The 25275-nt window shown below is 70.2% G+C and carries 24 protein-coding genes and 1 tRNA gene; 14 read left to right on the forward strand and 11 right to left on the reverse strand.

What is annotated here, in order from left to right; translation table 11 throughout:
• The first annotated feature begins 61 nt into the window (after window positions 1-61).
• From EJ357_RS18555 to EJ357_RS18575, 5 genes are all read left to right on the forward strand, one after another.
• The gene (locus EJ357_RS18555; RefSeq protein WP_126392737.1) at window positions 62-1096 is read left to right on the forward strand and encodes an ABC transporter ATP-binding protein; all 1035 of its coding nucleotides are present in this window, start codon (window positions 62-64) and stop codon (window positions 1094-1096) included.
• On the forward strand, window positions 1093-1734 hold the full coding sequence (locus EJ357_RS18560) for an ABC transporter permease (protein ID WP_126392738.1): 642 nt from the start codon (window positions 1093-1095) through the stop codon (window positions 1732-1734). The genes EJ357_RS18555 and EJ357_RS18560 overlap by 4 nt, the downstream gene beginning before the upstream one ends.
• 1 nt (window position 1735) lies before the next feature.
• Window positions 1736-2398: an ABC transporter permease gene (locus EJ357_RS18565; RefSeq protein ID WP_126392739.1), complete on the forward strand. Its 663-nt coding sequence runs from the start codon at window positions 1736-1738 to the stop codon at window positions 2396-2398.
• Window positions 2399-2407: 9 nt separating this feature from the next.
• Complete coding sequence (locus tag EJ357_RS18570; protein ID WP_126392740.1) at window positions 2408-3340, forward strand: ABC transporter substrate-binding protein; 933 nt, start codon at window positions 2408-2410, stop codon at window positions 3338-3340.
• Between the two features lie 81 nt (window positions 3341-3421).
• Window positions 3422-3853, forward strand: coding sequence for a hypothetical protein (locus tag EJ357_RS18575; protein WP_175647828.1), 432 nt, complete (start codon window positions 3422-3424; stop codon window positions 3851-3853).
• Window positions 3854-3865: 12 nt separating this feature from the next.
• Here EJ357_RS18575 and EJ357_RS18580 read toward each other — a convergent pair whose 3' ends face one another.
• Window positions 3866-4630 (reverse strand): SDR family oxidoreductase, encoded by a 765-nt coding sequence (locus EJ357_RS18580; protein ID WP_126392742.1) that lies wholly within the window; start codon window positions 4628-4630, stop codon window positions 3866-3868.
• Between the two features lie 148 nt (window positions 4631-4778).
• On the opposite strand from EJ357_RS18580, the gene EJ357_RS18585 reads away from it, so the two are divergent.
• Window positions 4779-5606: a helix-turn-helix transcriptional regulator gene (locus tag EJ357_RS18585; protein ID WP_126392743.1), complete on the forward strand. Its 828-nt coding sequence runs from the start codon at window positions 4779-4781 to the stop codon at window positions 5604-5606.
• Between the two features lie 343 nt (window positions 5607-5949).
• On the opposite strand, the gene EJ357_RS18590 is transcribed toward EJ357_RS18585, so the two are convergent.
• A complete protein-coding gene (locus EJ357_RS18590) occupies window positions 5950-7338 on the reverse strand; it encodes a cystathionine beta-synthase (RefSeq protein ID WP_126392744.1) in 1389 nt (462 codons plus the stop codon).
• 166 nt (window positions 7339-7504) lie between these two features.
• Between EJ357_RS18590 and EJ357_RS18595 the strand changes: the two genes are divergently transcribed.
• The 3 genes from EJ357_RS18595 to EJ357_RS18605 all read left to right on the forward strand — a co-directional run bounded on the left by EJ357_RS18595 (window position 7505) and on the right by EJ357_RS18605 (window position 11577).
• Window positions 7505-8530, forward strand: coding sequence for an SGNH/GDSL hydrolase family protein (locus EJ357_RS18595; protein WP_126392745.1), 1026 nt, complete (start codon window positions 7505-7507; stop codon window positions 8528-8530).
• A 739-nt stretch (window positions 8531-9269) separates the two neighbouring features.
• On the forward strand, window positions 9270-10490 hold the full coding sequence (locus tag EJ357_RS18600; RefSeq protein WP_126392746.1) for an acetyl-CoA C-acetyltransferase: 1221 nt from the start codon (window positions 9270-9272) through the stop codon (window positions 10488-10490).
• Between the two features lie 295 nt (window positions 10491-10785).
• Complete coding sequence (locus EJ357_RS18605; protein WP_175647829.1) at window positions 10786-11577, forward strand: hypothetical protein; 792 nt, start codon at window positions 10786-10788, stop codon at window positions 11575-11577.
• Between the two features lie 55 nt (window positions 11578-11632).
• Here EJ357_RS18605 and EJ357_RS18610 read toward each other — a convergent pair whose 3' ends face one another.
• Window positions 11633-11944, reverse strand: coding sequence for a hypothetical protein (locus tag EJ357_RS18610; protein ID WP_175647434.1), 312 nt, complete (start codon window positions 11942-11944; stop codon window positions 11633-11635).
• Between the two features lie 94 nt (window positions 11945-12038).
• Between EJ357_RS18610 and EJ357_RS18615 the strand changes: the two genes are divergently transcribed.
• Window positions 12039-12269, forward strand: a complete 231-nt coding sequence (locus EJ357_RS18615) for a DUF4287 domain-containing protein (protein ID WP_030049879.1) — start codon at window positions 12039-12041, stop codon at window positions 12267-12269.
• An 80-nt stretch (window positions 12270-12349) separates the two neighbouring features.
• Here the strand turns inward: EJ357_RS18615 and EJ357_RS18620 are convergent, their stop codons facing one another.
• From EJ357_RS18620 to EJ357_RS18630, 3 genes are all read right to left on the reverse strand, one after another.
• Entirely contained in the window at window positions 12350-13246 is an 897-nt protein-coding gene (locus tag EJ357_RS18620) for a Bax inhibitor-1/YccA family protein (RefSeq protein WP_126392748.1), read from the reverse strand.
• Between the two features lie 213 nt (window positions 13247-13459).
• Window positions 13460-14635: a 4-hydroxybenzoate 3-monooxygenase gene (locus tag EJ357_RS18625; protein WP_126392749.1), complete on the reverse strand. Its 1176-nt coding sequence runs from the start codon at window positions 14633-14635 to the stop codon at window positions 13460-13462.
• Between the two features lie 115 nt (window positions 14636-14750).
• Window positions 14751-14834: transfer RNA gene (locus EJ357_RS18630), tRNA-Leu, on the reverse strand.
• 393 nt (window positions 14835-15227) lie between these two features.
• Here EJ357_RS18630 and EJ357_RS18640 point away from each other — a divergent pair.
• Both EJ357_RS18640 and EJ357_RS18645 read left to right on the forward strand, forming a co-directional pair.
• Complete coding sequence (locus tag EJ357_RS18640; protein WP_126392750.1) at window positions 15228-15998, forward strand: ABC transporter ATP-binding protein; 771 nt, start codon at window positions 15228-15230, stop codon at window positions 15996-15998.
• Window positions 15998-18529, forward strand: a complete 2532-nt coding sequence (locus EJ357_RS18645) for an ABC transporter permease (protein ID WP_126392751.1) — start codon at window positions 15998-16000, stop codon at window positions 18527-18529. Before EJ357_RS18640 ends, EJ357_RS18645 begins: the two co-directional genes overlap by 1 nt.
• 80 nt (window positions 18530-18609) lie before the next feature.
• Here EJ357_RS18645 and EJ357_RS18650 read toward each other — a convergent pair whose 3' ends face one another.
• Window positions 18610-19920, reverse strand: a complete 1311-nt coding sequence (locus EJ357_RS18650) for a class I SAM-dependent methyltransferase (protein WP_126392752.1) — start codon at window positions 19918-19920, stop codon at window positions 18610-18612.
• 210 nt (window positions 19921-20130) lie between these two features.
• Here EJ357_RS18650 and EJ357_RS18655 point away from each other — a divergent pair, with 210 nt between their 5' ends.
• Window positions 20131-20805 carry a hypothetical protein gene (locus EJ357_RS18655; protein ID WP_175647435.1) on the forward strand — a complete coding sequence of 225 codons (675 nt, stop codon included), beginning with the start codon at window positions 20131-20133 and terminating at the stop codon, window positions 20803-20805.
• A gap of 106 nt (window positions 20806-20911) precedes the next feature.
• On the opposite strand, the gene EJ357_RS18660 is transcribed toward EJ357_RS18655, so the two are convergent.
• On the reverse strand, window positions 20912-22315 hold the full coding sequence (locus EJ357_RS18660) for an NAD(P)/FAD-dependent oxidoreductase (protein ID WP_126392753.1): 1404 nt from the start codon (window positions 22313-22315) through the stop codon (window positions 20912-20914).
• 558 nt (window positions 22316-22873) lie between these two features.
• Here EJ357_RS18660 and EJ357_RS18665 point away from each other — a divergent pair.
• Complete coding sequence (locus EJ357_RS18665; RefSeq protein ID WP_126392754.1) at window positions 22874-23104, forward strand: hypothetical protein; 231 nt, start codon at window positions 22874-22876, stop codon at window positions 23102-23104.
• A 91-nt stretch (window positions 23105-23195) separates the two neighbouring features.
• Here EJ357_RS18665 and EJ357_RS18670 read toward each other — a convergent pair whose 3' ends face one another.
• From EJ357_RS18670 to EJ357_RS18680, 3 genes are read right to left on the reverse strand one after another with little or no spacing between them, the layout of a single operon-like run.
• Entirely contained in the window at window positions 23196-24170 is a 975-nt protein-coding gene (locus tag EJ357_RS18670; RefSeq protein ID WP_126392755.1) for a Ppx/GppA phosphatase family protein, read from the reverse strand.
• Complete coding sequence (locus tag EJ357_RS18675) at window positions 24167-24733, reverse strand: DUF501 domain-containing protein (RefSeq protein ID WP_126392756.1); 567 nt, start codon at window positions 24731-24733, stop codon at window positions 24167-24169. Before EJ357_RS18675 ends, EJ357_RS18670 begins: the two co-directional genes overlap by 4 nt.
• Window positions 24734-24778: 45 nt before the next feature.
• Window positions 24779-25255, reverse strand: coding sequence for an FtsB family cell division protein (locus tag EJ357_RS18680; RefSeq protein ID WP_126392757.1), 477 nt, complete (start codon window positions 25253-25255; stop codon window positions 24779-24781).
• Between the last annotated feature and the right edge of the window lie 20 nt (window positions 25256-25275).

The following is a 25275-nucleotide window of genomic DNA, read 5'->3' on the forward strand; positions in this document are numbered from 1 at the left end:
ACAACCTATTCAGGCACCAACAACTCTGCATGACGTTATACAGCCGGGCAAGGGACATCTCATGATCCAGTTCGACGCGGTCCACAAGCGCTTCCCCAACGGCACGACAGCAGTCCATGATCTCTCCCTGGAGGTGCCGGAGGGCGGCGTGACCGTCCTGGTCGGCTCCTCCGGTTGCGGCAAGACCACCACCCTGCGGATGATCAACCGGATGGTGGAGCCGACCTCCGGCACCATCCGCGTCGGCGGCAAGGACGTCACCCGCCAGGACGCCGCCGACCTGCGCCGCTCCATCGGGTACGTCATCCAGCAGTCGGGCTTGTTCCCGCACCGCACGGTGCTCGACAACATCGCCACCGTGCCGCTGCTGCTCGGCTGGAGCCGCCGCAGGGCCCGCGCCCGCGCGGCGGAGCTGCTGGAGACCGTCGGTCTCGCGGCCGACGCCGGCAAGCGTTACCCGCACCAGCTCTCCGGCGGCCAGCAGCAGCGCGTCGGCGTCGCCCGCGCGCTCGCCGCCGACCCGCCCGTGCTGCTGATGGACGAGCCGTTCGGCGCGGTCGACCCCGTCGTGCGCACCCAGCTCCAGGACGAACTCCTGCGCCTGCAGAAGGAGTTGAACAAGACCATCGTCTTCGTCACCCACGACGTCGACGAGGCCGTACGGCTCGGCGACCAGATCGCGATCTTCCGCACCGGCGGCCACCTCGTCCAGTGCGCCTCCCCCACCGAACTCCTCGCCCGCCCGGCCGACGACTTCGTGGCCGACTTCCTCGGCGCCGAGCGCGGCCTGAAGCTGCTGTCGCTACGGACCCTGGCGGACGTCCCCAAGGGCCCGGCGCCGGAGGGCGGCGACTGGAGCCTCGTGCTCGACGCGGCGGACAAACCGCTGCACTGGGCGTCGAAGGACACCGAGATCCCCGTACGACCGCTGAAGGACGACGACTCGCTCCTCTCGGCGCTCAACGAGTCCATCGCCTCCCCCACCGGCCTGATCGCCCGCGTCGACGCGGACGGCGTCCTCACCGGCGTCTCCTCCCGCGACGACATCCACCGGCACGCGGGCCAGGCGCACACCGAGGCGCGGGTGGCGGCATGACGATCGACTGGTCGTGGATCGGCGACCACACCGACGACCTCACCACCCTGACGATCTCCCACCTCCAGGCCGCGCTCACCGCCGTCTTCCTGGGTGTCCTGATCTCCCTCCCCCTCGCGGTGATCGCCCACCGGGTCCGCCCGCTGCGCGGTTTCCTGCTCGGCGTCTCGAACGTCCTGTTCACGATCCCGTCGATCGCGGTCTTCGTACTCCTGCTCCCGGTCTCCGGCCTCACCCGCACCACCACGGTCATCGGCCTGACGATCTACACCCTGGTCGTCCTGCTCCGGAACACGGTCGAGGGCCTGGACTCGGTCCCCGTGAAGGCGAAGGAGGCCGCGAAGGCGATGGGCACCCGCCCCCTGCGCACGCTGCTCACCGTCGAGTTCCCGCTCGCGCTCCCCGTGATCATGGCCGGCGTCCGGATCGCGACCGTCATGTCCATCTCCCTGGTCTCGGTCGCGACCTACATCGGCGACGGCGGCCTCGGCCAGCTCTTCACCGACGGCTTCCAGCGCAACTTCCCGACCCCGGTGATCGTCGGAGTGGTCCTCACCCTCCTGCTCGCCGTGGTCGCGGACGCGGCCCTGGTCGCCCTGCAGTACGTCCTGACCCCGTGGCGGAGGCGGCGAGCCTGACATGTACGAACTCTTCAAGAACCTCGGCGCGTGGCTGGTCGGCGGCGAGCAGTGGGCCGGCCCGGACGGCATCGCGCACCGCCTGGCCGAGCACCTCCAGTACTCCCTCCTCGCCACCCTCATCGCGACCGCGATCGGCCTCCCCCTGGGCCTGCTGATCGGCCACACCGGCAAGGGCGCCTTCCTCGCGATCAACCTCGCGTCCTTCGGCCGCGCCCTGCCGACCGTCGGCCTCGTCGTACTGGTCTTCCTGGCCGGCGGGCTGTCCATGCTCCCGGTCTACGTCGCCCTGGTCGCCCTCGCGGTCCCGGCGATCGTCACCAACACCTACGCGGGGATGACGGCCGTCGACCCGGACGTGAAGGACGCGGCGCGCGGGCAAGGGATGCGTGGCCACCAGGTCCTCCTCCAGGTGGAACTCCCGCTCGCGCTCCCCCTGATCATGACGGGCCTGCGCCTGGCACTGATCCAGGTCGTGGCCACGGCGACCATCGCCGCGTACGTCTCCTTCGGCGGCCTGGGCCGCTACGTCTTCGACGGCCTCGCCCAGCGCGACCTCGTACAGGTGCTCGGCGGCGCGGTGCTGGTCGCCGTGGTCGCCGTGGCCCTCGACCTGGCCCTGTCCGCCCTCCAGCGCTTCCTCTTCCGCCACCGCACCGCTTAGGACCCCTCGATGAACCGACGCACTCTCCTCGGCGGCCTCTTCGCAGCGGCCTCCGTCCCCGCCCTCGCCGCCTGCTCCGGCGGCATCACCTCCCTGGAAGGCCAGGGCAGCGCAGGCTCCGGCGGCGGCTCCAGCAAGGACGGCATCACCATCGGCACCGCCAACTTCACCGAGAACCAGGTGCTCGGGTACCTGTACGCGGCCGTGCTGCAGGAGGCCGGCGTGAAGGTGACGGTCCGCCCCAACCTCGGCACCCGCGAGATCCTCATCCCCGCCCTCAAGGGCGGCGACATCGACCTGCTCCCCGAGTACCAGGGCGCCCTGCTGCACTACGTCGCCCCCAAGGCGACGGCGACCGAGGAGGGCGAGATGCAGAACGCGTTGACGATCGCCCTCCCCAGCGGCCTCCAGGTGCTGCCGTACGGCATGGCCGAGGACTCGGACGCCTTCGTCGTCACCCGTGAGACGGCCCGGAAGTACGGCCTGACGTCCCTCGCCGACCTGAGGAAGCAGAACGGCAAGCTGGTCATCGGAGCGGCGCCCGAGGTGAAGAAGCGGGAGGTCGGGGTCGTGGGCCTGAAGGAGGTCTACGGGGTCGAGTTCAAGGAGTTCAAGTCCCTCGACTCCTCCGGGCCGCTGGTCAAGGGCGCCCTGAAGAAGGGCGACGTGGACGTGGCGAACCTCTTCACCACCGACACCGACATCCAGGCCAACGACTGGGTGGTGCTGACCGACCCCAAGAACCTCATCCCCGGCCAGCACGTCGTCCCCCTCATCGCCGACCGCAAGGCCGACTCCACCGTCCGCAAGGCCCTCGCCGAACTCGGCAACACCCTGACCACCGCCCAGCTCACCGAGCTGAACCGGCAGGTGGACAAGGACAAGAAGGACCCGCAGGACGTGGCTGACGCGTACGCGAAGGAGCACGGGCTGGTGAAGTGACGGCACGCCCCCTGCCGAACAGGGGGGCTAACCCCAGTGCGAGCGCCCGCCCCGCTCCCTACCGTGGATCGCATGACCGGAATGGACGCGCGGGACACCGAGCTCAAGAAGGAACTGAACGCCACCCTGCAGGCCCGCAGGGAGCTGGGCGACGAGTACGAGTCCGCGCTGGTCGACTCGTTCATGGAGAAGGTCGACCAGCGCATCGACGGGGCGGTCGAGCGCCGGATGCGGCGGCAGCTGGCCGAGCAGCAGATGGTGGCGGCCCGGGGCGGCCGTTCGCCGAAACCGACGGACTCCTTCGGGGAGCGCTTCGGCTTCGGCATCGTCACGCTGGTCGTGGCGATTCCGCTGTCCGCCATCGGCGGTGGCATCGCCAACCTCTCCGGTCTGCTGGTCACCTGGATCGGCATCGTCGGCGTGAACGTCGTGCAGGCGGCGCGTACCAACCCCGGGCTGTTCCGGGGCTGGCGCCGCAAGTCGGGCAAGAGCGAGGACCGCTGGGAGGACTGAGCCTCCCCGGGCTCAGACCTGCCGGGTCGGCAGCACCATCAGCTGCCGCAGGTTCATGTGCCGGGGGCGGCTGGTGACGTAAGCGACGACATCGGCGAGCTCCGCGGGCGCCAGTGCGCCGAACGCCTCGACCAGCCCGGCGAGCTGCTCCCGCATTCCGTCGTCCTCGACATGTGTGGCGATCTCGGTCTCCGTCACCCCGGGCTCGATGTTGGTGACCCGCACGTCCCGCGGACCGAACTCGCCACGCAGCAGCGCCGAGAGCTGGGTGACCGCGGCCTTCGTCGCCCCGTACACGGCGATGCCCTGGAAGCCGGTCAGATGCGCGGCGATGGACGAGATGTTCACCAGGTCCGCGCTGCGGCCCTGCGCGGCGGCGGCCGTCAGGTCCTTGGCGAAGGCACTGGTGACGCGCACGACCCCGGTGACATTGGTGTCGATCATCCGCTGCGACTCCTCGGCCGGCGCGTCCTCGATCGCGTTCATCAGCGCGATGCCGGCGTTGTTGACCACCAGGTCGACGGTCCCGTACGCCGCATGGATCCGTTCCACGGCGGTCGCGACGGACGCGTCGTCGGTGACATCGGCGACCACGGCCAGTGCCTGCCCGCCGTCGGCCCGGATCTTCTCGGCGACGGCGTCGAGCCGCTCCGCCCGCCGCGCCAGCAGCGCGACCTTCGCCCCCTCCGCGGCCAGCCGGACGGCGATGGCCTCGCCGATGCCACTGGCGGCCCCGGTGACGACGGCCGTACGTCCGGCCAGGTTCTCGTACGACATTGAGGTGCTCCTCGGGGAAGTCCGCCGGGGCGTCTCCCCGGCCTCGGCTCCGACTCTCCGCCGCCCTGGCCGCCGTACCCAGGGATGAGCTTTTCCTGGGTCTGCCAGTACCAGGTTCGGATCCGGCCCCTCCCCTACGATCGAGCCCATGGACGGGGAACTCGGAGACTTCCTGCGCTCACGCCGCGCCCGCATCCAGCCCGAAGAGGTCGGGCTGCCCTCGTACGGCCGCCGCCGGGTGCCCGGGCTGCGCCGCGAGGAGGTGGCGCAGCTGGCCGGGGTGAGCGTCGACTACTACATCCGACTCGAACAGGGCCGGGGCCCGAGCGTCTCGGACGCCGTCCTGGACTCCATCGCGCGGGTGCTGCGCATGGACGAGACCGAGCACGCCTATCTGATCACGGTGGCCCGCCCGCCGAAGAAGGCCGAGCGCCGCCGGATCGCACCGCTCCGCGTCCGTCCCGGCGTCCAGCTGCTGCTCGACAGCATGGAGCGCTCCCCGGCGTTCGTCCTCGGACCTGGCATGGGCGCCCTCGCCTGGAACGCCCTAGGCGACGCCGTGCACGGCTTCAGCCGCATGCCCCCCGGCCGGCGCAACCCCGTCCGCCAGCTCTTCCTCGACCCCGAGGGCCGCGATCTCTACGTCGACCGGGCCACGGCGGCCACCCAGTGCGTCGCCAACCTGCGCCTGAGCGCGGGCGCCCACCCCGACGACCCCGGCCTGCGCGACCTGGTCGGCGAACTCTCCCTCAAGAGCGAGGAATTCCGCCGCCTGTGGGCAGACCACCAGGTCAAGGCATGCCTGTACGGCGTGAAACACCTCCGGCACCCGGTCGCGGGCCTGCTGACCCTGTCGTACGAGTCCCTGGCACTCCCGGAGACACCGGGACAGACCGTCGTGATCTACACGGCGGAACCGGGGTCGGAGACGGCGGAGAGGCTGGCGCTGCTGGGGAGTTGGGCAACCGCCCACTGAGCCGGAGGACCGGAAAGCTATGCGCGGGGACCGCCGCACCCCCGTTGCCGGGGGGCGGGACGACGGCGGTCCCCGCGAGGGACGCGGGCCGGGTCAGGGCCGGGCTTGCGCGTCCTAGGCGTCTGTGGAGGTCCGGGAGCCGCTCCGGAGGTCCGTGACGCCGTTTTTGTGCCGGCTGGGCGGGGAGCCGCTCCCGCCCTGCCGACACCCACTAATGTGCCGGACCCGTGTTAAGCGGGTGCTGCGTGGACGTGACGCGTGCGTACCAGTTCCGCGACGGTCCGAGCGGCGCCGGTCACCGCAAGTTCGCCGCGGTCACGGCCCGTTCACCGCAAGTTCGCCGCTACTTCCCGCCCTTGGCGAGGAAGGCCAGCAGGTCCTGCCGGCTGACCACACCGGTCGGCTTGCCCTCGACGAGCACGATCGCCGCGTCCGCCGCGCCCAGCACCGACATCAGGTCCGCGACCGGCTCACCGGAGCCGACCTGCGGCAGCGGCGCCGACATGTGCTTCTCCAGCGGGTCCTCGAGCGAGGCCCGCTTGGTGAACAGCGCGTCGAGCAGTTCCCGTTCGACGACGGAGCCGACGACCTCCGCCGCCATGACATCGGGGTGGCCGGCGCCGGGCTTCACGATCGGCATCTGCGAGACGCCGTACTCGCGCAGCACCTCGATGGCCTGACCGACCGTCTCGTCCGGGTGCATGTGGACGAGGGACGGGATGGCGCCGTGCTCCTTGTCGCTGAGGACGTCACCGACGCGCGCGCTCGGGCCCTCGTCCTCCAGGAAGCCGTAGTCGGCCATCCACTCGTCGTTGAAGATCTTGCTGAGGTAGCCACGGCCGCTGTCGGGCAGCAGCACGACCACGACGTCGTCCGGGCCCAGCCGCTCGGCGACCCGCAACGCCGCCACGACGGCCATGCCGCACGAACCACCGACGAGCAGCCCTTCCTCACGGGCCAGTCGCCGGGTCATCTGGAAGGAGTCCTTGTCGGACACGGCGACGATCTCGTCGGCGACGGTGCGGTCGTAGGCGGTCGGCCAGAAGTCCTCACCGACACCCTCGACGAGGTACGGCCGGCCGGATCCGCCGGAGTACACGGAGCCCTCGGGGTCGGCGCCGACGACCTGCACCTTGCCGTCGCTGACGTCCTTCAGATAGCGCCCGGTGCCGGAGATGGTGCCACCCGTACCGACCCCCGCCACGAAGTGCGTGATCTTCCCCGCCGTCTGCTCCCAGAGCTCGGGGCCGGTGGAGTGGTAGTGGGAGAGGGGGTTGTTGGGGTTGGAGTACTGGTCCGGCTTCCAGGCTCCGGGCGTCTCGCGCACGAGCCGGTCCGAGACGTTGTAGTACGAGTCCGGGTGCTCGGGATCGACGGCGGTCGGGCAGACGACCACCTCGGCGCCGTAGGCACGCAGCACGTTGATCTTGTCGGTGCTGACCTTGTCAGGGCAGACGAAGATGCACTTGTACCCCTTCTGCTGGGCCACGATCGCGAGCCCGACACCGGTGTTCCCGCTGGTCGGCTCGACGATGGTGCCCCCGGGCTTCAGCGCCCCGCTCTCCTCGGCCGCCTCGATCATGCGCAGCGCGATGCGGTCCTTCACCGAGCCGCCCGGGTTGAAGTACTCGACCTTGGCCAGGACGGTGGCCTGGATGCCCTTGGTCACGTTGTTGAGCCTCACCAGCGGGGTGTTGCCGACGAGACTGATCATCGAGTCGTGGAAATGCACCGTTGTCTCCGGATGCTGCAAAAGGGGTGGTCGTAGTGGTTACGCCAGCCTAAGGCCCTGTGGCCTGCACGGGCCCGTGAAGGTCGTTCACCCGCCGTTGGGATTGGGCCACGGTCCGTGCGGGGCAATCAGTGGATGTACGGCTATGAGGAGGTGGCGGCGACGCATGACGAGCATGTCGAGGGCGCGGGTGGCCCGGCGGATCGCGGCCGGCGCCGCGTACGGCGGAGGCGGGATCGGCCTCGTCGGCGCGGCGGCCGTCGGTCTGCTCCTCGCCGAGGTGCGGCTGGCCAGGCGCCACGTGGGCAACGGCACCAACAACCACGTACCGAACGCCGAAGGCGGGTACGGCCACTCATACGACACCGCGGGCGAACCGCCGCTGCGCCTGACGATTCTGGGTGACTCGACGGCCGCGGGCCAGGGTGTGCACCGGGCGGGGCAGACGCCGGGGGCGTTGCTGGCGTCGGGGCTTGCGGCGGTGGCGGAACGGCCGGTGGTGCTGCGCAACGTGGCCCTGCCGGGTGCCCGTTCGGACGACCTGGACCGCCAGGTGGCCCTGGTGCTCGCCGACCCCGCCCTGGCGCCCGACGTCTGCGTGATCATGGTCGGCGCGAACGACGTCACGAACCGCATGCCGCCGACGCGCTCGGTGCGTCACCTGTCTTCGGCGGTACGGCGTCTGCGCACGGCCGGCGCGGAGGTGGTGGTCGGCACGTGCCCCGATCTCGGCACGATCGAGCCGGTGCAGCAGCCCCTGCGCTGGCTGGCCAGAAGGGCCTCACGCCAGTTGGCGGCCGCCCAGACGATCGGCGTCGTCGAACAGGGCGGCCGTACGGTGTCGCTGGGCGACCTGCTGGGGCCCGAGTTCGCGGCGAACCCGCGTGAGCTCTTCGGTCCCGACAACTACCACCCCTCGGCGGAGGGGTACGCCACGGCGGCGATGGCGGTGCTGCCGACGGTCTGCGCGGCCCTCGGGCTCTGGCCGGCCGAGGAGGAGCGTCCCGACGTCAGCCGCCGTGAGGGCTTCCTGCCGGTCGCCCGCGCTGCGGCCGAGGCCGCGTCGGAGGCGGGCACGGAGGTCACGGCCGCGATGCCGACCGGCCCGAAGGGGCCGTGGGCCCTGCTGAAGCGCCGCCGCCGTCGGCGCGTCCCCGAGCCGGACCGCGCACCGGCGACGCCGTCGCCCTGAACGCCGGGGAGGATCTCGCCCCCGCCGCCCCTACCCGTCCCATCCTTCTGGGGCTCCGCCCCAGACCCCGCTCCTCAAACGCCGGAGGGGCTGGATTTTGCCGGCGGCGCTGGACTTCGCCGGGCCCGGCATTTCAGCCCGCCCGGCGTTTGAGGACGAGGCCTCACCGTCCCGAGCCCCCACCCACCCCTACGGGGCGTGCTTTAGGCGGGGGTCACCTGTCGGCGCCGGCCCCGGCAATTTCAGCCCGTCCGGCGTTTGAGAACGAGGCCCCGCCATCCCGAGCCCCCACCCACCCGCAGGGGGCGTGCTTTAGGCGGGGGTCACCTGTCGGCGCCGGCCCCGGCAATTTCAGCCCGTCCGGCGTTTGAGAACGAGGCCCCACCATCCCGAGCCCCCACCCACCCGCAGGGGGCGTGCTTTAGGCGGGGGTCACTTGTCGCCGCCGGGCCCGGCAATTTCAGCCCGTCCGGCGTTTGAGGACGAGGCCCCTTCAGGGCCGAAGCGGGGGTCTGGGGGCGGCAGCCCCCAGGGGCGGGACGGGTAGGGGCGGCGGGGGCGAGGAAAGCAAGCGCTTAGAAAATTGCGGCCAGGGTCACACCCTCACACCCGTGACCCGATACGTACGTACGGGTAACTTCCCTCACAGCCCTGCCCGACCCCCCGGTATGCCCACCCGTCGCCCGACCGCCACCCCTCAACGAGGCGCTACGCGCCGCACCTTTCAACTGGAGCCGTGATGCCCGAAGCCGTGATCGTCTCGACCGCCCGCTCCCCCATCGGCCGCGCCTTCAAGGGCTCCCTGAAAGACCTGCGCCCCGACGACCTCACCACCACGATCATCCAGGCGGCCCTCGCCAAGGTCCCCGAGCTGGACCCGCGCGACATCGACGACCTGATGCTCGGCTGCGGCCTCCCCGGCGGCGAGCAGGGCAACAACCTCGGCCGCATCGTCGCCGTACAGATGGGCATGGACCACCTCCCCGGCTGCACCATCACCCGGTACTGCAGCTCCTCCCTGCAGACCTCCCGCATGGCCCTGCACGCCATCAAGGCCGGCGAGGGCGACGTCTTCATCTCGGCCGGTGTCGAGACGGTCTCCCGCTTCACCAAGGGCAACTCCGACAGCCTCCCGGACACGCACAACCCCCTCTTCGCCGAGGCCGAGGCCCGCACCGCCGCCGTAGCGGAGCAGGAGGGCACGACCTGGCACGACCCGCGCGAGGACGGGCTCGTCCCGGACGCGTACATCGCCATGGGCCAGACCGCGGAGAACCTCGCCCGGATGAAGGGCCTCACCCGCCAGGAACTGGACGAGTTCGGCGTCCGCTCGCAGAACCTCGCCGAGGAAGCCATCAAGAACGGCTTCTGGGAGCGCGAGATCACCCCGGTGACCCTCCCCGACGGCACGGTCGTCTCCAAGGACGACGGCCCGCGCGCCGGCGTCACCATGGAGGCCGTCGGCGGCCTGAAGCCGGTCTTCCGCCCCGACGGTCTGGTCACCGCCGGCAACTGCTGCCCCCTGAACGACGGCGCCGCCGCGCTCGTCATCATGTCCGACACCAAGGCCCGCGAGCTCGGCCTCACCCCGCTCGCCCGCATCGTGTCCACCGGCGTCTCGGGCCTGTCCCCCGAGATCATGGGCCTGGGCCCGGTGGAGGCGTCCCAGCAGGCCCTGCGCCGCGCCGGCCTCACCATCGACGACATCGACCTGGTCGAGATCAACGAGGCGTTCGCCGCCCAGGTGATCCCCTCCTACCGCGACCTGGGCATCGACATCGACAAGCTGAACGTCAACGGCGGCGCCATCGCCGTCGGCCACCCCTTCGGCATGACCGGCGCCCGCATCACCACCACGCTCATCAACTCCCTCCAGCACCACGACAAGCAGTTCGGCCTGGAGACGATGTGCGTCGGCGGCGGCCAGGGCATGGCGATGGTCATCGAGCGCCTCAGCTGAAGCCCTCGACACCAACCCCTGAGTAGTCAACTCGCGACCCACCGTGAGCCTTCGGCCCAGAACCCGGGAAACTCCAAGGTTCTGGGCCGTTTTGTGATCCAATCTCCCCCAGGATGTGACCTATCTCCCTCGACGGAGGGATTTACGCAGCTCAGAGCCGTTGCACCACTAAACCCCAGGCCCAAAGTCCTGTCCGTTTCGTGACGTTACGCACTGACAGCTGGATAGTCCGCCCTTCAAGCTGATGTAGGAAGTCGGGGGTCGACTTTGAACCGGGAGTACGTCAGTGAGCGCCATGCCGATCGCCTTGCTGCTCACCACGGCCGCCACCGGCGCCGTGGGCGTCGCCGTCCTGCGCACGCTCATGGTGCTGCGCCGGCAGGTCGCGGCCCTGCACACCGAGCTGGCACAGAGCAACCAGAACAACGCTGACCGGACCCGCGGTCTCGTCCCGCCGGCCCGCCTCTCCGCCGACGCCGATGAGATACGCGCCGCGGTGGCGGAGGCCCTGGCCGAGGAACGTGAGCGGGAGCTCGCCGAGGCGCGCGCCTTCTGGGCCGCCCAGGAGGCCCGTGACGCCTCGGACGCGCCCACACTGCTGGGCCTGTCCGACAGCGAGCTGCTCCTGCCCCGCCAGGCCGATTTCGCGGGCCTGGAGCACCTGGAGCCGGTGACCGAGCCGACCGCCGACGCCGACGAGTTCGCCGGGGACTCCCCCGAACTGGCCGCGGCCCGCCGCCGTCACCCCTCCCACCCGGACTTCGTCCCGGTCTCCTCACCGACCGTGAACGACCACGAGCGCACGGTGGCCACCCTTGAGGACCTGGCCGCCTCCGCCACCGAACTGACCGACGTCCGCCCCGGGCCGCTGGGCACCCTCGACGTCTACGTCTTCGCCGACGGCACCACCCTCTGCATGACCCCGGGCCACCGCGAGACGGCGGAGCGCCTGGCGACAGCACTGCGGTCGGGCGAGACGCCGGTACTGCTGGGCGGCTCGGGAGTGTCGGGCGCGTACACCCTGACGTTCGGGTGCGGCGAGGAGAACGTCTACATCCTGGCGGACAGGGTCATAGCGTCCCTCTAGGGATCACGCCCAGGGATCACGCCCAAGGATCACACCCAGGGATCGATCCCGGCCCTCACACTCCCGCCCTCTTCTGCGCCTCCTCCACCAACCGAACAGCCTCAGCCACTTGGCCCTCGTCCACCAGCACGAGGGCCAAGTCATGTACGGCGACGGTGATTTGGTCGGCGGCAGCGAACATCCCGGCGTCCGGCATCTCCCGCGGCTCGACCCCGGGCGCCTCCAGAACCTGTGCCCGACGTGCCAACTCTCTGGCAAGCGCCAGCGCCTCCGCGGCCCCGTTTCTCTGCAACCGGCTCTGCGGCGCCGCCCTCAACCGGTCGGCGAAGTGATCAACGGCTCGGGTCAGACGCGTCGTATCAACCACGCCGTGAGCGTACGCGACTGTTGCCAACGGGCGAACGCTCAGGCACGGTGACCTGAAGGACCGGCTTACATCCCCTTTGCGTCCGGAGGCGCCGATGTCCCACGTCCTCTCCGAGGAGACCCACCGCAACATGCTCGCCCGCATCCCCCACTGCACCGGTCGTGAAGTCTCCGACTGGCTCCGCACCGTAGAAGAAGGCCCGGCCCTCGTCCGCTTCGAGGAGAAGGTCAGCTGGCTTCGGCACGAATACGACCTCGCGTACGGCCACGCGAAGGCGATCGTCCACGAGTACGACCTGAGGAGGGCGGCGCGCAAATTCCTCTAGGCGCGCACAGACGCGGAAGGGCCCCGGGACAGACGCCCGGGGCCCTTCTTTGTACGACCGCCATGTACGGCCGTCGCAGATCAGTCGCTGCTGTTGAGGATCGAGATGAGCCTCAGGAACTCCATGTAGATCCACACCAGCGTCATCGTGAGACCGAAGGCCGCCAGCCAGGCCTCCTCCTTCGGCGCGCCGTAGGCGATGCCGTCCTCGACCTGCTTGAAGTCCAGGGCGAGGAAGCAGGCGCCGAGCAGGATGCCGACGATGCCGAAGACGATGCCGAGCGGGCCGCTGCGGAAGCCGAGGCCGTCACCGCCGCCGAAGACGGCGAACAGCAGGTTGACCGCCATCAGCAGGATGAAGCCGAGCGCGGCCGCCATCACGAAGCCGACGAAGCGGCGGTTGACGCGGATCCAGCCGGCCTTGTACGCCACCAGCACGGAGGCGAAGACCGCCATCGTGCCGAGCACCGCCTGCATGGCCGCACCGCTGGCGATGTGCTCGTCGACGACGCTGGAGACGACGCCGAGGAAGACACCCTCGAGCGCGGCGTAGGACAGGATCAGCGCGGGCGAGGCCTTGCGCTTGAAGGACTGCACGAGCGCCAGCACCATGCCGACCAGACCGGCACCGATGGCGATGCCGTACGACCGGTTGATGTTCGCGGCGTCGACCGGCAGCAGGAACCAGGCGAGCGCGGCCGTGACGATCAGTGTGCCGAGCGTCGTGCCGGTGCGCAGGATGACGTCGTCGATCGTCATCCGGCCGGTGGCGGCCGGGGCCTGCGGCGGCGCGCCGTGCTGGATGTCCTGCTGGGCGTAAGGGTTCTGCGCGTACGGGTTGCCGGCCTGCGGCTGGGCGTACGGGTTGCCCTGCGTGCCGACAGCGGCGCCCCCGGCCTGCGGCGCGGTGTTGAAGCCCGCGTAGCCGTTGTCGCGGCTGAACCCCCGTCGCGAGAAGACCGGGTTGCTGCTCCTCATTTCACTCCTCCATGGCCACCGTGCGCGGCCTTGGCCTCAAGAGTAATAGGTAGGCAAAGGATTGACCCTAGTGCTTGGGGAGGATCTTTCCCTCGTCGTGGTGCGCAACACGCTACGCGGCCGGGTGATTCCCGGCCACGGAGGGGCTCATTCATGACGAACCTGGTACGTGGCCGGAATCGATCGGAGATCACTCCCCTGGCCCGCGTCCGGTCACCCGAACGGGAACCCGGTGTAGCCCTCGGCGAGGTCGGTCTCCGCCGCCCTCGACCCCGCGATGCGCTCCAGCCGCGCCAGCTGGAGCCGGTCCTCGAAGGGCGTGGAGTCGGGGGCGCGGTGCAGCAGCGTCGTCATGTCGTACGAGAACCGCTCGGCCTGCCAGACCCGGCGCAGACAGGTCTCGGAGTAGGTGTCGAGCAGCTCCGCCGAACCGGTGTCCTTCTCGTGCGTCAGCGCCCGCGCGAAGGTGACGACGTCACCTACGGCCAGATTCAGTCCCTTCGCACCCGTCGGCGGCACGATGTGCGCCGCGTCGCCCGCCAGGAACAGGCGGCCGTAGCGCATGGGTTCGTGGACGTAGGACCGCATGGGCGTGACCGACTTCTGGGTGATGGGGCCGCGCTCCAGCCGCCAGTCGTCGGCGGTCTCGAAGCGGCGCTCCAGCTCCGCCCAGATCTCGTCGTCGCCCCAGTCCTCGGCGTCCGTGCCCTCGGGCACCTGGAGGTAGAGGCGGGAGACGGACGGGGAGCGCATGGACAGGAGGGCGAAGCCGCGGTCGTGGCGGGCGTAGACCAGTTCGTCGTGGGAGGGGGCGACGTCGGCGAGGATGCCGAGCCAGCCGAAGGGGTACGTCCGCTCGAAGACCCGGGTCAGCTCCGCGGGGATCGCCTTGCGGGACACGCCCCAGAAGCCGTCGCAGCCGACGACGTAGTCGCATTCGAGAACGTCCTCGTTGCCCTGGTACCGGAAGCGGACGCGCGGGCTGCCGGTGTCCGCGCCCTCGACCGCCAGGGCCTCCGCCTCGAACAGCAGCGGGCCGCCCTCCTTGAGCTGGAGGGCGATGAGGTCCTTGCAGACCTCGGTCTGGGCGTAGACCGTCACCGACCGGCCGCCGGTGAGGGCGGGGAAGTCGACGCGGTGGCGTTTGCGGGCGTACCGCAGCTCTATGCCGTCGTGCCGCAGCCCCTCGCGGTCCATCCGCTCCCCGGCGCCGGCCGCGCGCAGCACGTCCACCGTGCCCTGCTCCAGGATTCCGGCGCGCTGGCGGTGCTCGACGTAGGCGCGGTCGCGGCTCTCCAGGACGACCGAGTCGATGCCGGCGTTGTGGAGCAGCCGGGCGAGGAGGAGGCCGGCGGGGCCCGCTCCGATGATGCCGACGGTGGTGCGCATCGCCGAACCTCTCTGTTCGCGTGGTGAAATTTCATTCACCAACTTCCGAACAGGAGTGTGCTCCCCTCGTCATGAGGTGTCAATGAATGCTGCAGTGATCGACGAACGTCGGAAGTGCCCAGAGCCGGACTTGAACCGGCACGCCCGCGAAGGGGCAGCGAGGTTTAAGCTCGCCGTGTCTGCATTCCACCATCTGGGCAGGCCATGGGCTCCGCATCGAGGTTCCGAGCCTATCGGGATACATCCCCCGAACAGCGGACGGGCGGACCGATGTTGTCTTATTTTATTGACGTCTGAGGGTGCATCAGCCCAAGGAACACGCCATCCGCACTTGCCAATAGCCTTACGTGCGGCGGTAGACGGCGCATACGGAATGACGGAATTTCACCGTCCAAACGAGGACGCTCCACCTGTTCCCGACGCGAACACCCGTCAGGGTCCCTCGTCATCCTCAGGTATGACACAGCCGTGCCCGGTCCATCCGCAGTCTGCCTTCGGAACCGGAACAGCGACTGACTACACGGCGCTCCTCGGCCAGGACGATGGATGACGTCCATCGAACACACCGTCGTCCTTCAGGAGCGTTCCTCTCGTGACCACCGCATCCATCGCCGGCCGGGCCACCGCCGTGGCCGCGCGTGCCACGGATCTGTCGAAGATCTACGGACAGGGCGAGACCCAGGTGGTCGCCCTCGACCGGGTCTCCGTCGACTTCCGGCAGGCCGAGTTCACCGCGATCATGGGCCCCTCCGGCTCCGGCAAGTCCACGCTGATGCACTGCGTCGCCGGTCTGGACACCTTCTCCTCCGGCTCGGTGCGCATCGGCGACACCGAGCTCGGCTCCCTCAAGGACAAGCAGCTGACCAAGCTGCGCCGGGACAAGATCGGCTTCATCTTCCAGGCGTTCAATCTGCTGCCGACGCTGACCGCGCTGGAGAACATCACCCTTCCGATGGACATCGCGGGCCGCAAGGCCGACAAGCAGTGGGTGGATTCGGTCATCCGCATGGTCGGCCTCGCCGACCGGCTGAGCCACCGCCCCACCCAGCTCTCCGGTGGCCAGCAGCAGCGCGTCGCCGTCGCCCGCGCGCTCGCCTCCAAGCCCGAGATCATCTTCGGTGACGAGCCGACCGGAAACCTCGACTCGCGCTCGGGCGCCGAGGTGCTCGGCTTTCTTCGCAACTCTGTACGGGAGTTGGGTCAGACGGTCGTGATGGTGACCCACGACCCGGTGGCCGCGGCGTACGCGGACCGCGTGGTGTTCCTCGCCGACGGTCGGATCGTCGACGAGATGTACCGGCCGACGGCCGAGACGGTCCTCGACTTCATGAAGCAGTTCGACGCGAAGGGCCGCACCAGCTGATGTTCCGCACCGCCCTGCGCAACGTACTCGCGCACAAGGCCCGGCTGCTGATGACCGTGCTCGCCGTGATGCTCGGCGTCGCGTTCGTCTCCGGCACCCTGGTCTTCGCCGACACCCTCTCCAACGCCTTCCGCAACCAGTCGGCGAAGAGCTACGACGACGTGGCCGTCGCCGTCACCTCGCACGCCAACCCGGACGACCCCGAGGTGGAGCCCGGCCTCTCGGAGAAGACCCTCGACAAGATCACCGCCGTGGAAGGCGTCGACGCCGCGTACGGCCGCGTCGACGGCTTCGCCGGGGTCGCCGACCCCGACGGCAAGCTCATCGGCGTCGGCTGGTCCAACAAGGGCTCCAACTTCGCCCCCGGCAAGGACGGCAAGGACTCCGCCTACACGTTCACCGACGGCTCGGGCCCGGTGAAGGACGATCAGATCGCCCTGGACAAGGACTCCGCGGCCAAGGGCGAGTACCAGGTCGGCGACCGGGTCCGCGTCGCCACCAACGGCCCGGTGAAGGAGTACACCCTCAGCGGTGTGTTCACCACCGAGGACGGCGCCGTGAACGCCGGCGGCAGCCTCGTCCTCTTCGACACCGCGGTCGCCCAGAAGCAGTACCTCAAGCCGGGCTACTTCGAGAGCGTCACCGTCACCGCCGCCCCCGGCGCGGACGACGCGAAGATCCTGGACGCGGTCAAGCCGCTGCTGCCGGACACCGCCGAGGCGCAGACCGGCAAGGCGCTCGCGGACGAGCAGGCCGAGCAGATCGAGCAGGGCATGGGCAACCTCAAGCAGGTCCTGCTCGGGTTCGCCGGCATCGCGCTGTTCGTCGGGGTCTTCCTGATCTCCAACACCTTCACGATGCTGGTCGCCCAGCGCACCAAGGAGATCGCGCTGATGCGGGCGGTCGGTGCCTCGCGCAAGCAGATCACCCGCTCGGTGCTCGCCGAGGCCGCGGTGGTCGGCCTGGTCGCCTCGGTGATCGGCTTCGTCCTCGGCATCGGGCTGGCCGTCGGTCTGCGGTCCGGGATGGCCGCGTTCGAGATGAAGATCCCGGACGGCCCGCTGGTCCTGTCCGCCACGCCGGTGATCGCCGCGATCGGCGTCGGTGTGCTGATCACGATGTTCGCCGCCTGGCTGCCCGGCCGCCGGGCCGCGAAGATCCCGCCGGTGGCCGCCATGAACAGCGTCCACGCGGTGGCCACCACCAAGTCGCTGGTGGTGCGCAACACCATCGGCGCGATCATCACCGCCCTCGGCGCGGCCGGGATCGTGCTGGGCGCCTCGACCGGCGGCGACGACGGCCGGATGTACATCGGGGCGGGCGCGTTCCTCGCGCTGATCGGCGTGATCATCCTGATCCCGCTGCTGTCCCGGCCCGTGATCGCGCTCGTCCGTCCGCTGCTCGTCGGCCCCTTCGGCGTGGCCGGCAAGCTGGCCGGCCAGAACGCGGTCCGCAACCCGCGCCGTACCGGCGCCACCGCCTCGGCGCTGGCGATCGGGCTGACGCTGGTGACCGGCCTGTCGGTGCTCGGTGTCACGGTCGGCAAGGCCATCGACAAGATGACCACGGACAACATCAAGGCCGACTACATGGTCTCGATGGCCAACGGCGGGGACCTCGACCAGTCCGCGCTGAGGGCGCTGGAGAAGGCCAAGGGCGTCTCCGCGGTCTCGCCGCAGCAGGACGCCTACCTCCAGGCCGGCGACGACTACGTCTCCGCCTCCGCGGTCACCCCGGGCGACATCCAGCGGGTCCTGACCGTCGACGTCGTCAGCGGCAACGTCGACTCGCTCGCCAAGGGGCAGATCGCGGTCGCCGAGAAGACGGCCAAGAGCAAGGGCTGGAAGCCCGGCGACAGCATCCCCTTCACCTTCGCCGACGAGAAGAAGGCCACGCTGACCGTCGGCGCCGTCTACAAGGACAGCGAGTTCCTCTCCCCCGTCCTCCTCGACGCGAAGATCGTGAACCAGCACGAGGCGAAGCCGTACATCCGGCAGATCTTCGTGAAGACGGACGGCGGCCAGACCGCGTCGAACGAGAAGGTCCTCATCGACGCGCTGGGCGACAACCCCGCGATCACGGTCATGGACCGGCAGGACATCCGCAACGAGTTCGGCGGCGCCATCAACACCCTGCTGAACATCATGTACGGCCTGCTGGCGATGGCCCTGATCATCGCGGTGCTGGGTGTCGTCAACACCCTCGCGATGTCGGTGTTCGAGCGGCAGCAGGAGATCGGCATGCTGCGGGCGATCGGTCTCGACCGGCGCCGGGTGAAGCGGATGGTCCGGCTGGAGGCCGTGGTCATCTCGGTGTTCGGCGCGGTGGTCGGCATCGGTCTCGGCTCGTTCCTCGGCTGGGCGATCGGCGAGACCTTCGCGGACCAGATCCCGGGCTACGCGCTGGTCCTGCCCTGGGACCGGATCGGGATCTTCCTGGTGCTGGCCGGCCTGGTGGGCGTCCTGGCCGCGCTGTGGCCGGCCCGCAACGCCGCGCGGCTGAACATGCTGAACGCGATCAAGGCCGAGTGACCGCACCCTGACACACGAAAGGGCCGGGCTTCCCCAGAACTGGGGAAGCCCGGCCCTTCGCTCGTGCCCGTATCAACGGCTCAACGGCGCTCGGGCTCGGTCCACTCGCGGGCCCGCAGCGGCATCCCGGAGTCACCCGCGTCCGGCGTGCGCACCGCCAGCACCTGGTTGACGCCGATGCGGTTGCGCTCGAAGGCGAGCGCGCAGGCGGCCATGTACAGCCGCCAGACACGGGCGCGGCCGGGGCTGGTGAGCTGGACGGCCCGGGCCCACTCGGCCTCCAGGTTGGCCACCCAGCGGCGCAGGGTCAGGGCGTAGTGCTCGCGGATCGACTCCACGTCGCGCACCTCGAAGCCGGCGCGTTCGAGCTGGGTGACGGTGGTCCCGATGGGCTGCAGCTCGCCGTCGGGGAAGACGTAGGCGTCGATGAACTCGTCGACCTGGTACGAGGATTCGTCCCGCTCCGGCCGCCGCCCGATCTGGTGGTTCAGCAGCCGCCCCCCGGGCTTCAGGAGCCGGTACAGCACATCGGCGTACTCCAGGTACCGTTCGGCGCCGACGTGTTCGGCCATGCCGATGGAGGAGATCGCGTCGTACGGGCCGTCGGCGACGTCCCGGTAGTCCTGGACCCGGATCTCCACCTTGTCGGTGAGCCCCTCGTCGGCCACGCGCTTGCGGGCGTACGCCGCCTGCTCCTGGGAGAGGGTGACGCCGACGACGCTCACGCCGTACTCGCGGGCCGCGTGCACCGCCAGCGAGCCCCAGCCGCAGCCGACGTCGAGCAGCCGCAGGCCGGGCCGCAGGTCGAGCTTGCGGCAGATGAGGTCGAGCTTGTCGCGCTGGGCGGTTTCGAGGGTGCCGTCCGGGGGCGGGGCCGGCCAGTAGGCGCAGGAGTACACCATGGACGGCCCGAGGACGATCTCGTAGAAGTCGTTGCCGACGTCGTAGTGATGGCTGATGGCGCGTTTGTCGGTGCGCTTGGTGTGCAGGTGGCCGTGCCGGCGGACCTCCTCGGGAGGCGGCGCGGGCGGCAGCAGAAGCCCGCCGAGCCTGACCAGCCCGAGGACGGCGGCGCGCACCTCGGGGTCCCGAAGCGCCTGAGCCGTGCTCCGGGCGTCCTCGTCCCGTTCCCAGACCAGCCCGGCGAGCAGGTCGAGGGCGGCGTACAGATCCCCCTCGATGTCGAGGTCCCCGGCGACCCAGGCCCGGGCCAGGCCCAGTTCGCCCGGCTTCCACAGCAGTCGGCGTACGGCACGGCGGTTGCGTACGACGAGTGTCGGCGCGCCCGGCGGCCCCGCCTGTGATCCGTCCCAGGCGCGGATGCGCACCGGGAGCGGAACTCCCAGCAACTGTTCCAGAAGGCCCTTCAGCCGCACCGCGGCGTCTGCCATGGCGCACACCTCCGTGATAAGCGATCCCGGAATGTCCAACACCACGTAAACACCTGCGGGCCCCCGGCGCAGTCCCCCACGCGCGTTACGGCTGGGCAAACCCTTGGAGGGCGTACGCGGCCGCAGTTGATCAATTGAGTACGGGTACCTACTCGGTGCCGGTCGTCGCACCCATCCGCCGTGCTCCCCCGCCGTCATAGCGTCCCCCGTATGCCCGACAACACCCCGCCCGTGAACGCCGCCCCCGCCCGGGACCCGTACGCCGCCCCGTCATGCGTCCGCGGGGCTCTCGGCTGCGCGGGCGTCGGGCTGCTCGCCCTGATCATCACGATCGCCGTCCTTTCGTGGCGGTCGTCGCAGGCGACGGATTTCCCGCGCGCCGCGCCCGAGGCCATGGCGGACCGGGCCTTTCAGCGCTCCCAGGAGGCGTACGACGTCCTGGGGTTCGAGCGGACCGTGGAGCCGGTGGACGGGGAGGCCGGCTCCGGTACGGACAACTCCTTCAGCGCCGACTACTGCTACGACAACGGCCCGTTGGGGCTGGAGGACAGCACGGTCGACGGCGCGTACGAGATGAGCCACGGCTGGGCGCTGGACGAGGTGCGCGCGAGCCGGGCCGCCGCCGGCCTGCGGCGACTGCACCGGCACCTGAAGGACGAGGGCTGGGAGGTCACGACCTACCGTGAGGACGACAAGGGCCTGGACTGGCGGCTGAGCGTCCGGCGGGACGACGGGGACGAACGGATGTCCTTCGCCTGGTACCCGGACCGCGGCCACTTCACCGGCGCCGCGACCGTGCCCTGCGCCTACGCTCCCGAGGAGGAGTCCGGCGACATCCTGTCCGGCTACGACCTGGAGCCGGAGCCCCTCGGGCCCTCGCGGTAGTGGCAGGGCCGGTCCGGCGGATCATGCGGGCCCGGACACGCCGAAGGGGGCCGCCCGCACCACGGATGGCGGGCGGCCCCCTTCGGGGCGTTCAAGTGACCTGAGGTCAGGAGGCCTTGGCCTTCTCCTCGGTCTTGGCGGCGGCCGGGGCCTCCGCCTTCACGGCCGGAGCCGGGGCCGGCTTGGCGGCCTCGTAGAACTCCTCGCGCGGGTGCTCCATCGCGCCGAGGGAGACGACCTCGCGCTTGAGGAACATGCCGAGGGTCCAGTCGGCGAAGACGCGGACCTTGCGGTTCCACGTCGGCATCGCGAGGCCGTGGTAGCCGCGGTGCATGTACCAGGCGAGACGGCCCTTGAGCTTGATCTTCATCTTGCCCATGACGATCATCGCGACGCCCTTGTGCAGGCCGAGACCGGCCACCGCGCCCTTGTTGGCGTGCTCGTAGTCCTTCTGCGGGAAGCCCCGCATACCGGAGATCACGTTGTCGCCGAGGATGCGCGCCTGACGCAGCGCGTGCTGGGCGTTCGGCGGACACCAGGCGTTCTCGTTGCCCGCCTTGCGGCCGACGAGGTCCGGGACCTGGGCGTTGTCGCCGGCGGCCCAGATGTAGTCGGTGCCCTTGACCTGGAGCGTGGTCTCACAGTCCACGTGGCCGCGGGGGCCGAGGGGCAGACCGAAGCGGCCGAGGGCCGGGTTCGGCTTGACGCCGGCCGTCCACACGATCGTGTTGGAGTCGACCTCGAGCCCGTTCTTCAGCACGACGTGGCCGTCGACACAGGAGTCCATGGAGGTGGAGAGGTAGACCTCGACCCCGCGGCTCTCCAGGTGCTCCTTGCCGTACTGGCCGAGCTTGGGGCCGACCTCGGGCAGGATCTTGTCGGCGGCGTCGACGAGGATGAACCGCATGTCCTCACGGGACACGCTGGTGTAGTACTTCGCCGCGTCGCGGGCCATGTCCTCGACCTCGCCGATGGTCTCCGCACCCGCGAAGCCACCGCCGACGAAGACGAAGGTGAGCGCCTTGCGGCGGATCTCCTCGTCGGTCGTGGAGTCGGCCTTGTCCAGCTGCTCGAGGACGTGGTTGCGCAGGCCGATGGCCTCCTCGATGCCCTTCATGCCGATGCCCTGTTCGGCGAGGCCGGGGATCGGGAAGGTGCGGGAGACCGCGCCCATCGCGATGACCAGGTAGTCGAAGGGCAGCTCGTACGCCTCGCCGACCAGCGGGGCGATCGTGGCGACCTTGCGGTCCTGGTCGATGGTGGTGACCCGGCCGGTGAGGACCTCCGCCTTGGGCAGCACGCGTCGCAGCGGGACGACGACGTGGCGAGGGGAGATGCTGCCGGCGGCGGCTTCGGGGAGGAAGGGCTGGTAGGTCATGTACGACCGGGGGTCGACGACCGTGACGGTCGCCTCGCCGTAGCGCATCTTCTTGAGGATGCGCCGAGCTGCGTACAGGCCTACGTACCCACCGCCTACTACGAGGATCCTGGGACGCTCCGTGGTGCTCATGCCATCGAGTATCCACCCGCCCCAGGGGGGTCGCTCGTGCGCCCCTTCACAAGCTCTTGCAGGCCCTGTGCTACACTCCCCGGCCCGCGTGACGCAGGTCATGGTCACGATCGGGAACCCGGTTGCGCTACGACCCGTTGTCAATGCCGCGTGAGCTGGCTCTCTGCCCCGGCGGGCCCCCTGTGAGCGGAGCGAAACACCCTCCGCCGCCGGCTCCCTGGAGCCTCTTTACACCGTCCATCTGAACATGTTCAAGGGCCTGTTCACCCCTCGGAAGGGCCAACCGGCCCCTGTCCGTGCTCCTACGGGGCCGAATTCCTTGTGAAGAACTTCACGAACTTTCTTCGGCGGGCGCCCCGTGGGGCTCGTACGGGGGTTGCGAAGGGGTCCGAACGCGCCCCCGGGAAGCGCTCATACGCTAGCCGACCTGCTCAGCCGATGACTACCGCGTAGTAACAAACGAGACCGGGGCCACCCTCCGACGGCGATCTGGATCACCGTTCACCCGTCAGCCACATTCCGCGCGCGAACGGAGAAAAGTGTGCATAGCGTGCAGCCATGATCACTACGCAGAAGGCCCTCGTGCGGGCCACAGCTCGAATAGTCTCGGTCGGCGCTGCCCTCGGCATCGCCCTCGCGGCAGGGGCGGCCACGGCCGCTGCCGCTGCCCCCGTCGCCACCAAGGCGACGGCCGTCCAGTCGAGTCAGGCCCGGGACGGCCACGGTCATCATCACGACGGAGGAGACGGCGGTGATTGCGACGGCCTGATCGTCCTCCTCTGCAACTGACCGACAGCCCAGCACCTGGGCTCAGGCAACGGCCCCGGTTCCTCCCGCGAGGGACCGGGGCCGTTCCGTGTCCTGGACGTCCTACGGCGTCCTACGCGTCCTCCGCCACCTTGAAGGCGATGCCGTCCAGGATGTCGTGCTCGCTCACCACGACCTCCTCGGCGCCGATCCGCTCCATGATCGCGAGCAGCACGAGGGCGCCCGCGGCGATGACGTCAACTCGCCCCGGATGCATGGACGGTACGGCCGCGCGCTCCGCATGCGTGGAGTGCAGGAGCCAGTCGGTGATCTCCCGGACCCGGTCGTGGCCGATCCGGGAGTGGTGGATGCGGGTCGAGTCGTACTCAGGCAGGTCCTGGGCGATCGCCGAGATCGTGGTGACCGAACCGGCGAGCCCCACCAGGGTCCTGGCCTCGCGCAGCGGCACCGTCTCCTCGGCGAGGTCGAGGGCCGCCTCGATGTCGGCCCGCATCGCCGCGATCTGCTCCTCGGAGGGCGGATCGGAGACGACACCGTCGCGGACCAGATGGCGCTCGGTCATCCGCACGCAGCCGACGTCCACCGAGCGTGCCGCGCGGACGTGCTCCTCGCCGACGACGAACTCGGTCGACCCGCCGCCGATGTCCACGACGAGGTAGGGCCGGTGCACGTCCTGCCGCCCCGTCAGCTCCTTCGTCGCGCCCGTGAAGGAGAACTCGGCCTCCTGGTCGCCGGTGACGACCTCCGGCTCGACGCCAAGGATGTCCATGACCCCGCGCACGAACTCGTCCCGGTTCTCGGCGTCCCGGGAGGCGGACGTGGCCACGAAGCGCAGCCGCTCGGCGCCGTGCTCCTTGATGATCGCCGCGTAGTCCCGGCAGGCGGCGAAGGTCCGCTCCAGCGCCTCGGGGGCGAGCCGGCCCGTACGGTCGACACCCTGGCCGAGCCGCACGATGGTCATACGGCGGTCCAGGTCGACGAGTTCGCCGGTGGCGCCCGCGCCGGAGGCGCCAGTGGGCACAGTGACATCGGCGACGAGGAGCCGGATGGAGTTGGTACCGCAGTCGATGGCGGCGACGCGGGTCACTGGCCGCCCTCCTCGGACACCTCGGACTTCTCGGACTCCCCGGGCTTCTCCGGGAGCGTCACGCACGCGCCCTTGCGCCACCACTCCGGCAGCATCGCGATCGCCTCGTCGCCGAGCGGGTTGACCCCGGGACCGGCCGCCAGGGAGTGGCCGACCAGCACATGCAGACACTTCACCCGGTCGGGCATGCCCCCCGCGCTCGGGAACCCCGTCAGCTCCTCGATCTCGTCGCGCCGCCGGATGTAGTCCTCATGCGCGGCGCGATACGCGGCGGCCAGCTCCGGGTCGCTCTCCAGCCGCGCCGTCATCTCCTTCATCACGCCGTTCGCCTCCAGCGTGCCGATCGCCGACGCCGCCTTCGGGCACGTCAGGTAGTACAGCGTCGGGAAGGGCGTGCCGTCGGGCAGCCGAGGGGCCGTCTCGACCACGTCCGGCTGCCCGCACGGGCACCGGTGCGCGATCGCGCGCAGCCCGCGCGGCGGACGCCCGAGCTGCTGCTTGAAGGCCTCGACGTCGGCGTCGGTGGGCTCGGTGCGCGGGGTGGGCGGCGGGGGCGTTTCCATGCCTGTCTTTCTATCGGTGTTCACTGACCGGTTCACCGGCCGGGTTCACTGGTCGGAGGCGTCGGCCTTGTCGATGCCGTCCCAGATGTTCGAGTACCAGGGGCGGTCGGCCTCGGCCACGTCGGCCCGCGACTGCTTGGCGGCGTCCGGGTCGACCACGATGTAGCCGGTCTCCCCCGGCATCACATAGTGCAGCCGCCGCCGGATCTGCTGCTCGGCGTACGCGTCGTCCTGCCAGCGTGCCTTGGTGTCGCGCAGTTCCTCGACCCGTTCGGCGGCCTCTTCCTTCTGCCGCCGCATGTCCGCGATCTCGGCACGCTGGGAGACGTACTGCCTTATCGGGTAGGCGAGCGCCACGACCATGGAGCAGAGCACCAGCGCGAGCAGCGCGGCGCGTCCGGTGAGCCTGGAGCGCCGGGCCTGCCGCTTGGTCTGGGAGCGGTAGACACGGGCCGCCGTCTGCTCGCCGAGCAACCGGATCCTGGTCGCGGTGGAGAACCGGTCCCGGTCCTTCACGGCCATGTTCCCCGCCTCCCGTTTCA

Source organism: Streptomyces cyaneochromogenes (assembly GCF_003963535.1).
Classification (GTDB): domain Bacteria; phylum Actinomycetota; class Actinomycetes; order Streptomycetales; family Streptomycetaceae; genus Streptomyces; species Streptomyces shaanxiensis.

Coding starts and splice junctions, on each gene's coding strand:
- EJ357_RS18555 (WP_126392737.1), top strand. CDS start 62: ATGATCCAGTTCGACGCGGTCCACAAGCGCTTCCCCAACGGCACGACA.
- EJ357_RS18560 (WP_126392738.1), top strand. CDS start 1,093: ATGACGATCGACTGGTCGTGGATCGGCGACCACACCGACGACCTCACC.
- EJ357_RS18565 (WP_126392739.1), top strand. CDS start 1,736: ATGTACGAACTCTTCAAGAACCTCGGCGCGTGGCTGGTCGGCGGCGAG.
- EJ357_RS18570 (WP_126392740.1), top strand. CDS start 2,408: ATGAACCGACGCACTCTCCTCGGCGGCCTCTTCGCAGCGGCCTCCGTC.
- EJ357_RS18575 (WP_175647828.1), top strand. CDS start 3,422: ATGGACGCGCGGGACACCGAGCTCAAGAAGGAACTGAACGCCACCCTG.
- EJ357_RS18580 (WP_126392742.1), bottom strand. CDS start 4,630: ATGTCGTACGAGAACCTGGCCGGACGTACGGCCGTCGTCACCGGGGCC.
- EJ357_RS18585 (WP_126392743.1), top strand. CDS start 4,779: ATGGACGGGGAACTCGGAGACTTCCTGCGCTCACGCCGCGCCCGCATC.
- EJ357_RS18595 (WP_126392745.1), top strand. CDS start 7,505: ATGACGAGCATGTCGAGGGCGCGGGTGGCCCGGCGGATCGCGGCCGGC.
- EJ357_RS18600 (WP_126392746.1), top strand. CDS start 9,270: ATGCCCGAAGCCGTGATCGTCTCGACCGCCCGCTCCCCCATCGGCCGC.
- EJ357_RS18605 (WP_175647829.1), top strand. CDS start 10,786: ATGCCGATCGCCTTGCTGCTCACCACGGCCGCCACCGGCGCCGTGGGC.
- EJ357_RS18615 (WP_030049879.1), top strand. CDS start 12,039: ATGTCCCACGTCCTCTCCGAGGAGACCCACCGCAACATGCTCGCCCGC.
- EJ357_RS18620 (WP_126392748.1), bottom strand. CDS start 13,246: ATGAGGAGCAGCAACCCGGTCTTCTCGCGACGGGGGTTCAGCCGCGAC.
- EJ357_RS18625 (WP_126392749.1), bottom strand. CDS start 14,635: ATGCGCACCACCGTCGGCATCATCGGAGCGGGCCCCGCCGGCCTCCTC.
- EJ357_RS18645 (WP_126392751.1), top strand. CDS start 15,998: ATGTTCCGCACCGCCCTGCGCAACGTACTCGCGCACAAGGCCCGGCTG.
- EJ357_RS18650 (WP_126392752.1), bottom strand. CDS start 19,920: ATGGCAGACGCCGCGGTGCGGCTGAAGGGCCTTCTGGAACAGTTGCTG.
- EJ357_RS18655 (WP_175647435.1), top strand. CDS start 20,131: ATGCCCGACAACACCCCGCCCGTGAACGCCGCCCCCGCCCGGGACCCG.
- EJ357_RS18660 (WP_126392753.1), bottom strand. CDS start 22,315: ATGAGCACCACGGAGCGTCCCAGGATCCTCGTAGTAGGCGGTGGGTAC.
- EJ357_RS18665 (WP_126392754.1), top strand. CDS start 22,874: ATGATCACTACGCAGAAGGCCCTCGTGCGGGCCACAGCTCGAATAGTC.
- EJ357_RS18675 (WP_126392756.1), bottom strand. CDS start 24,733: ATGGAAACGCCCCCGCCGCCCACCCCGCGCACCGAGCCCACCGACGCC.
- EJ357_RS18680 (WP_126392757.1), bottom strand. CDS start 25,255: ATGGCCGTGAAGGACCGGGACCGGTTCTCCACCGCGACCAGGATCCGG.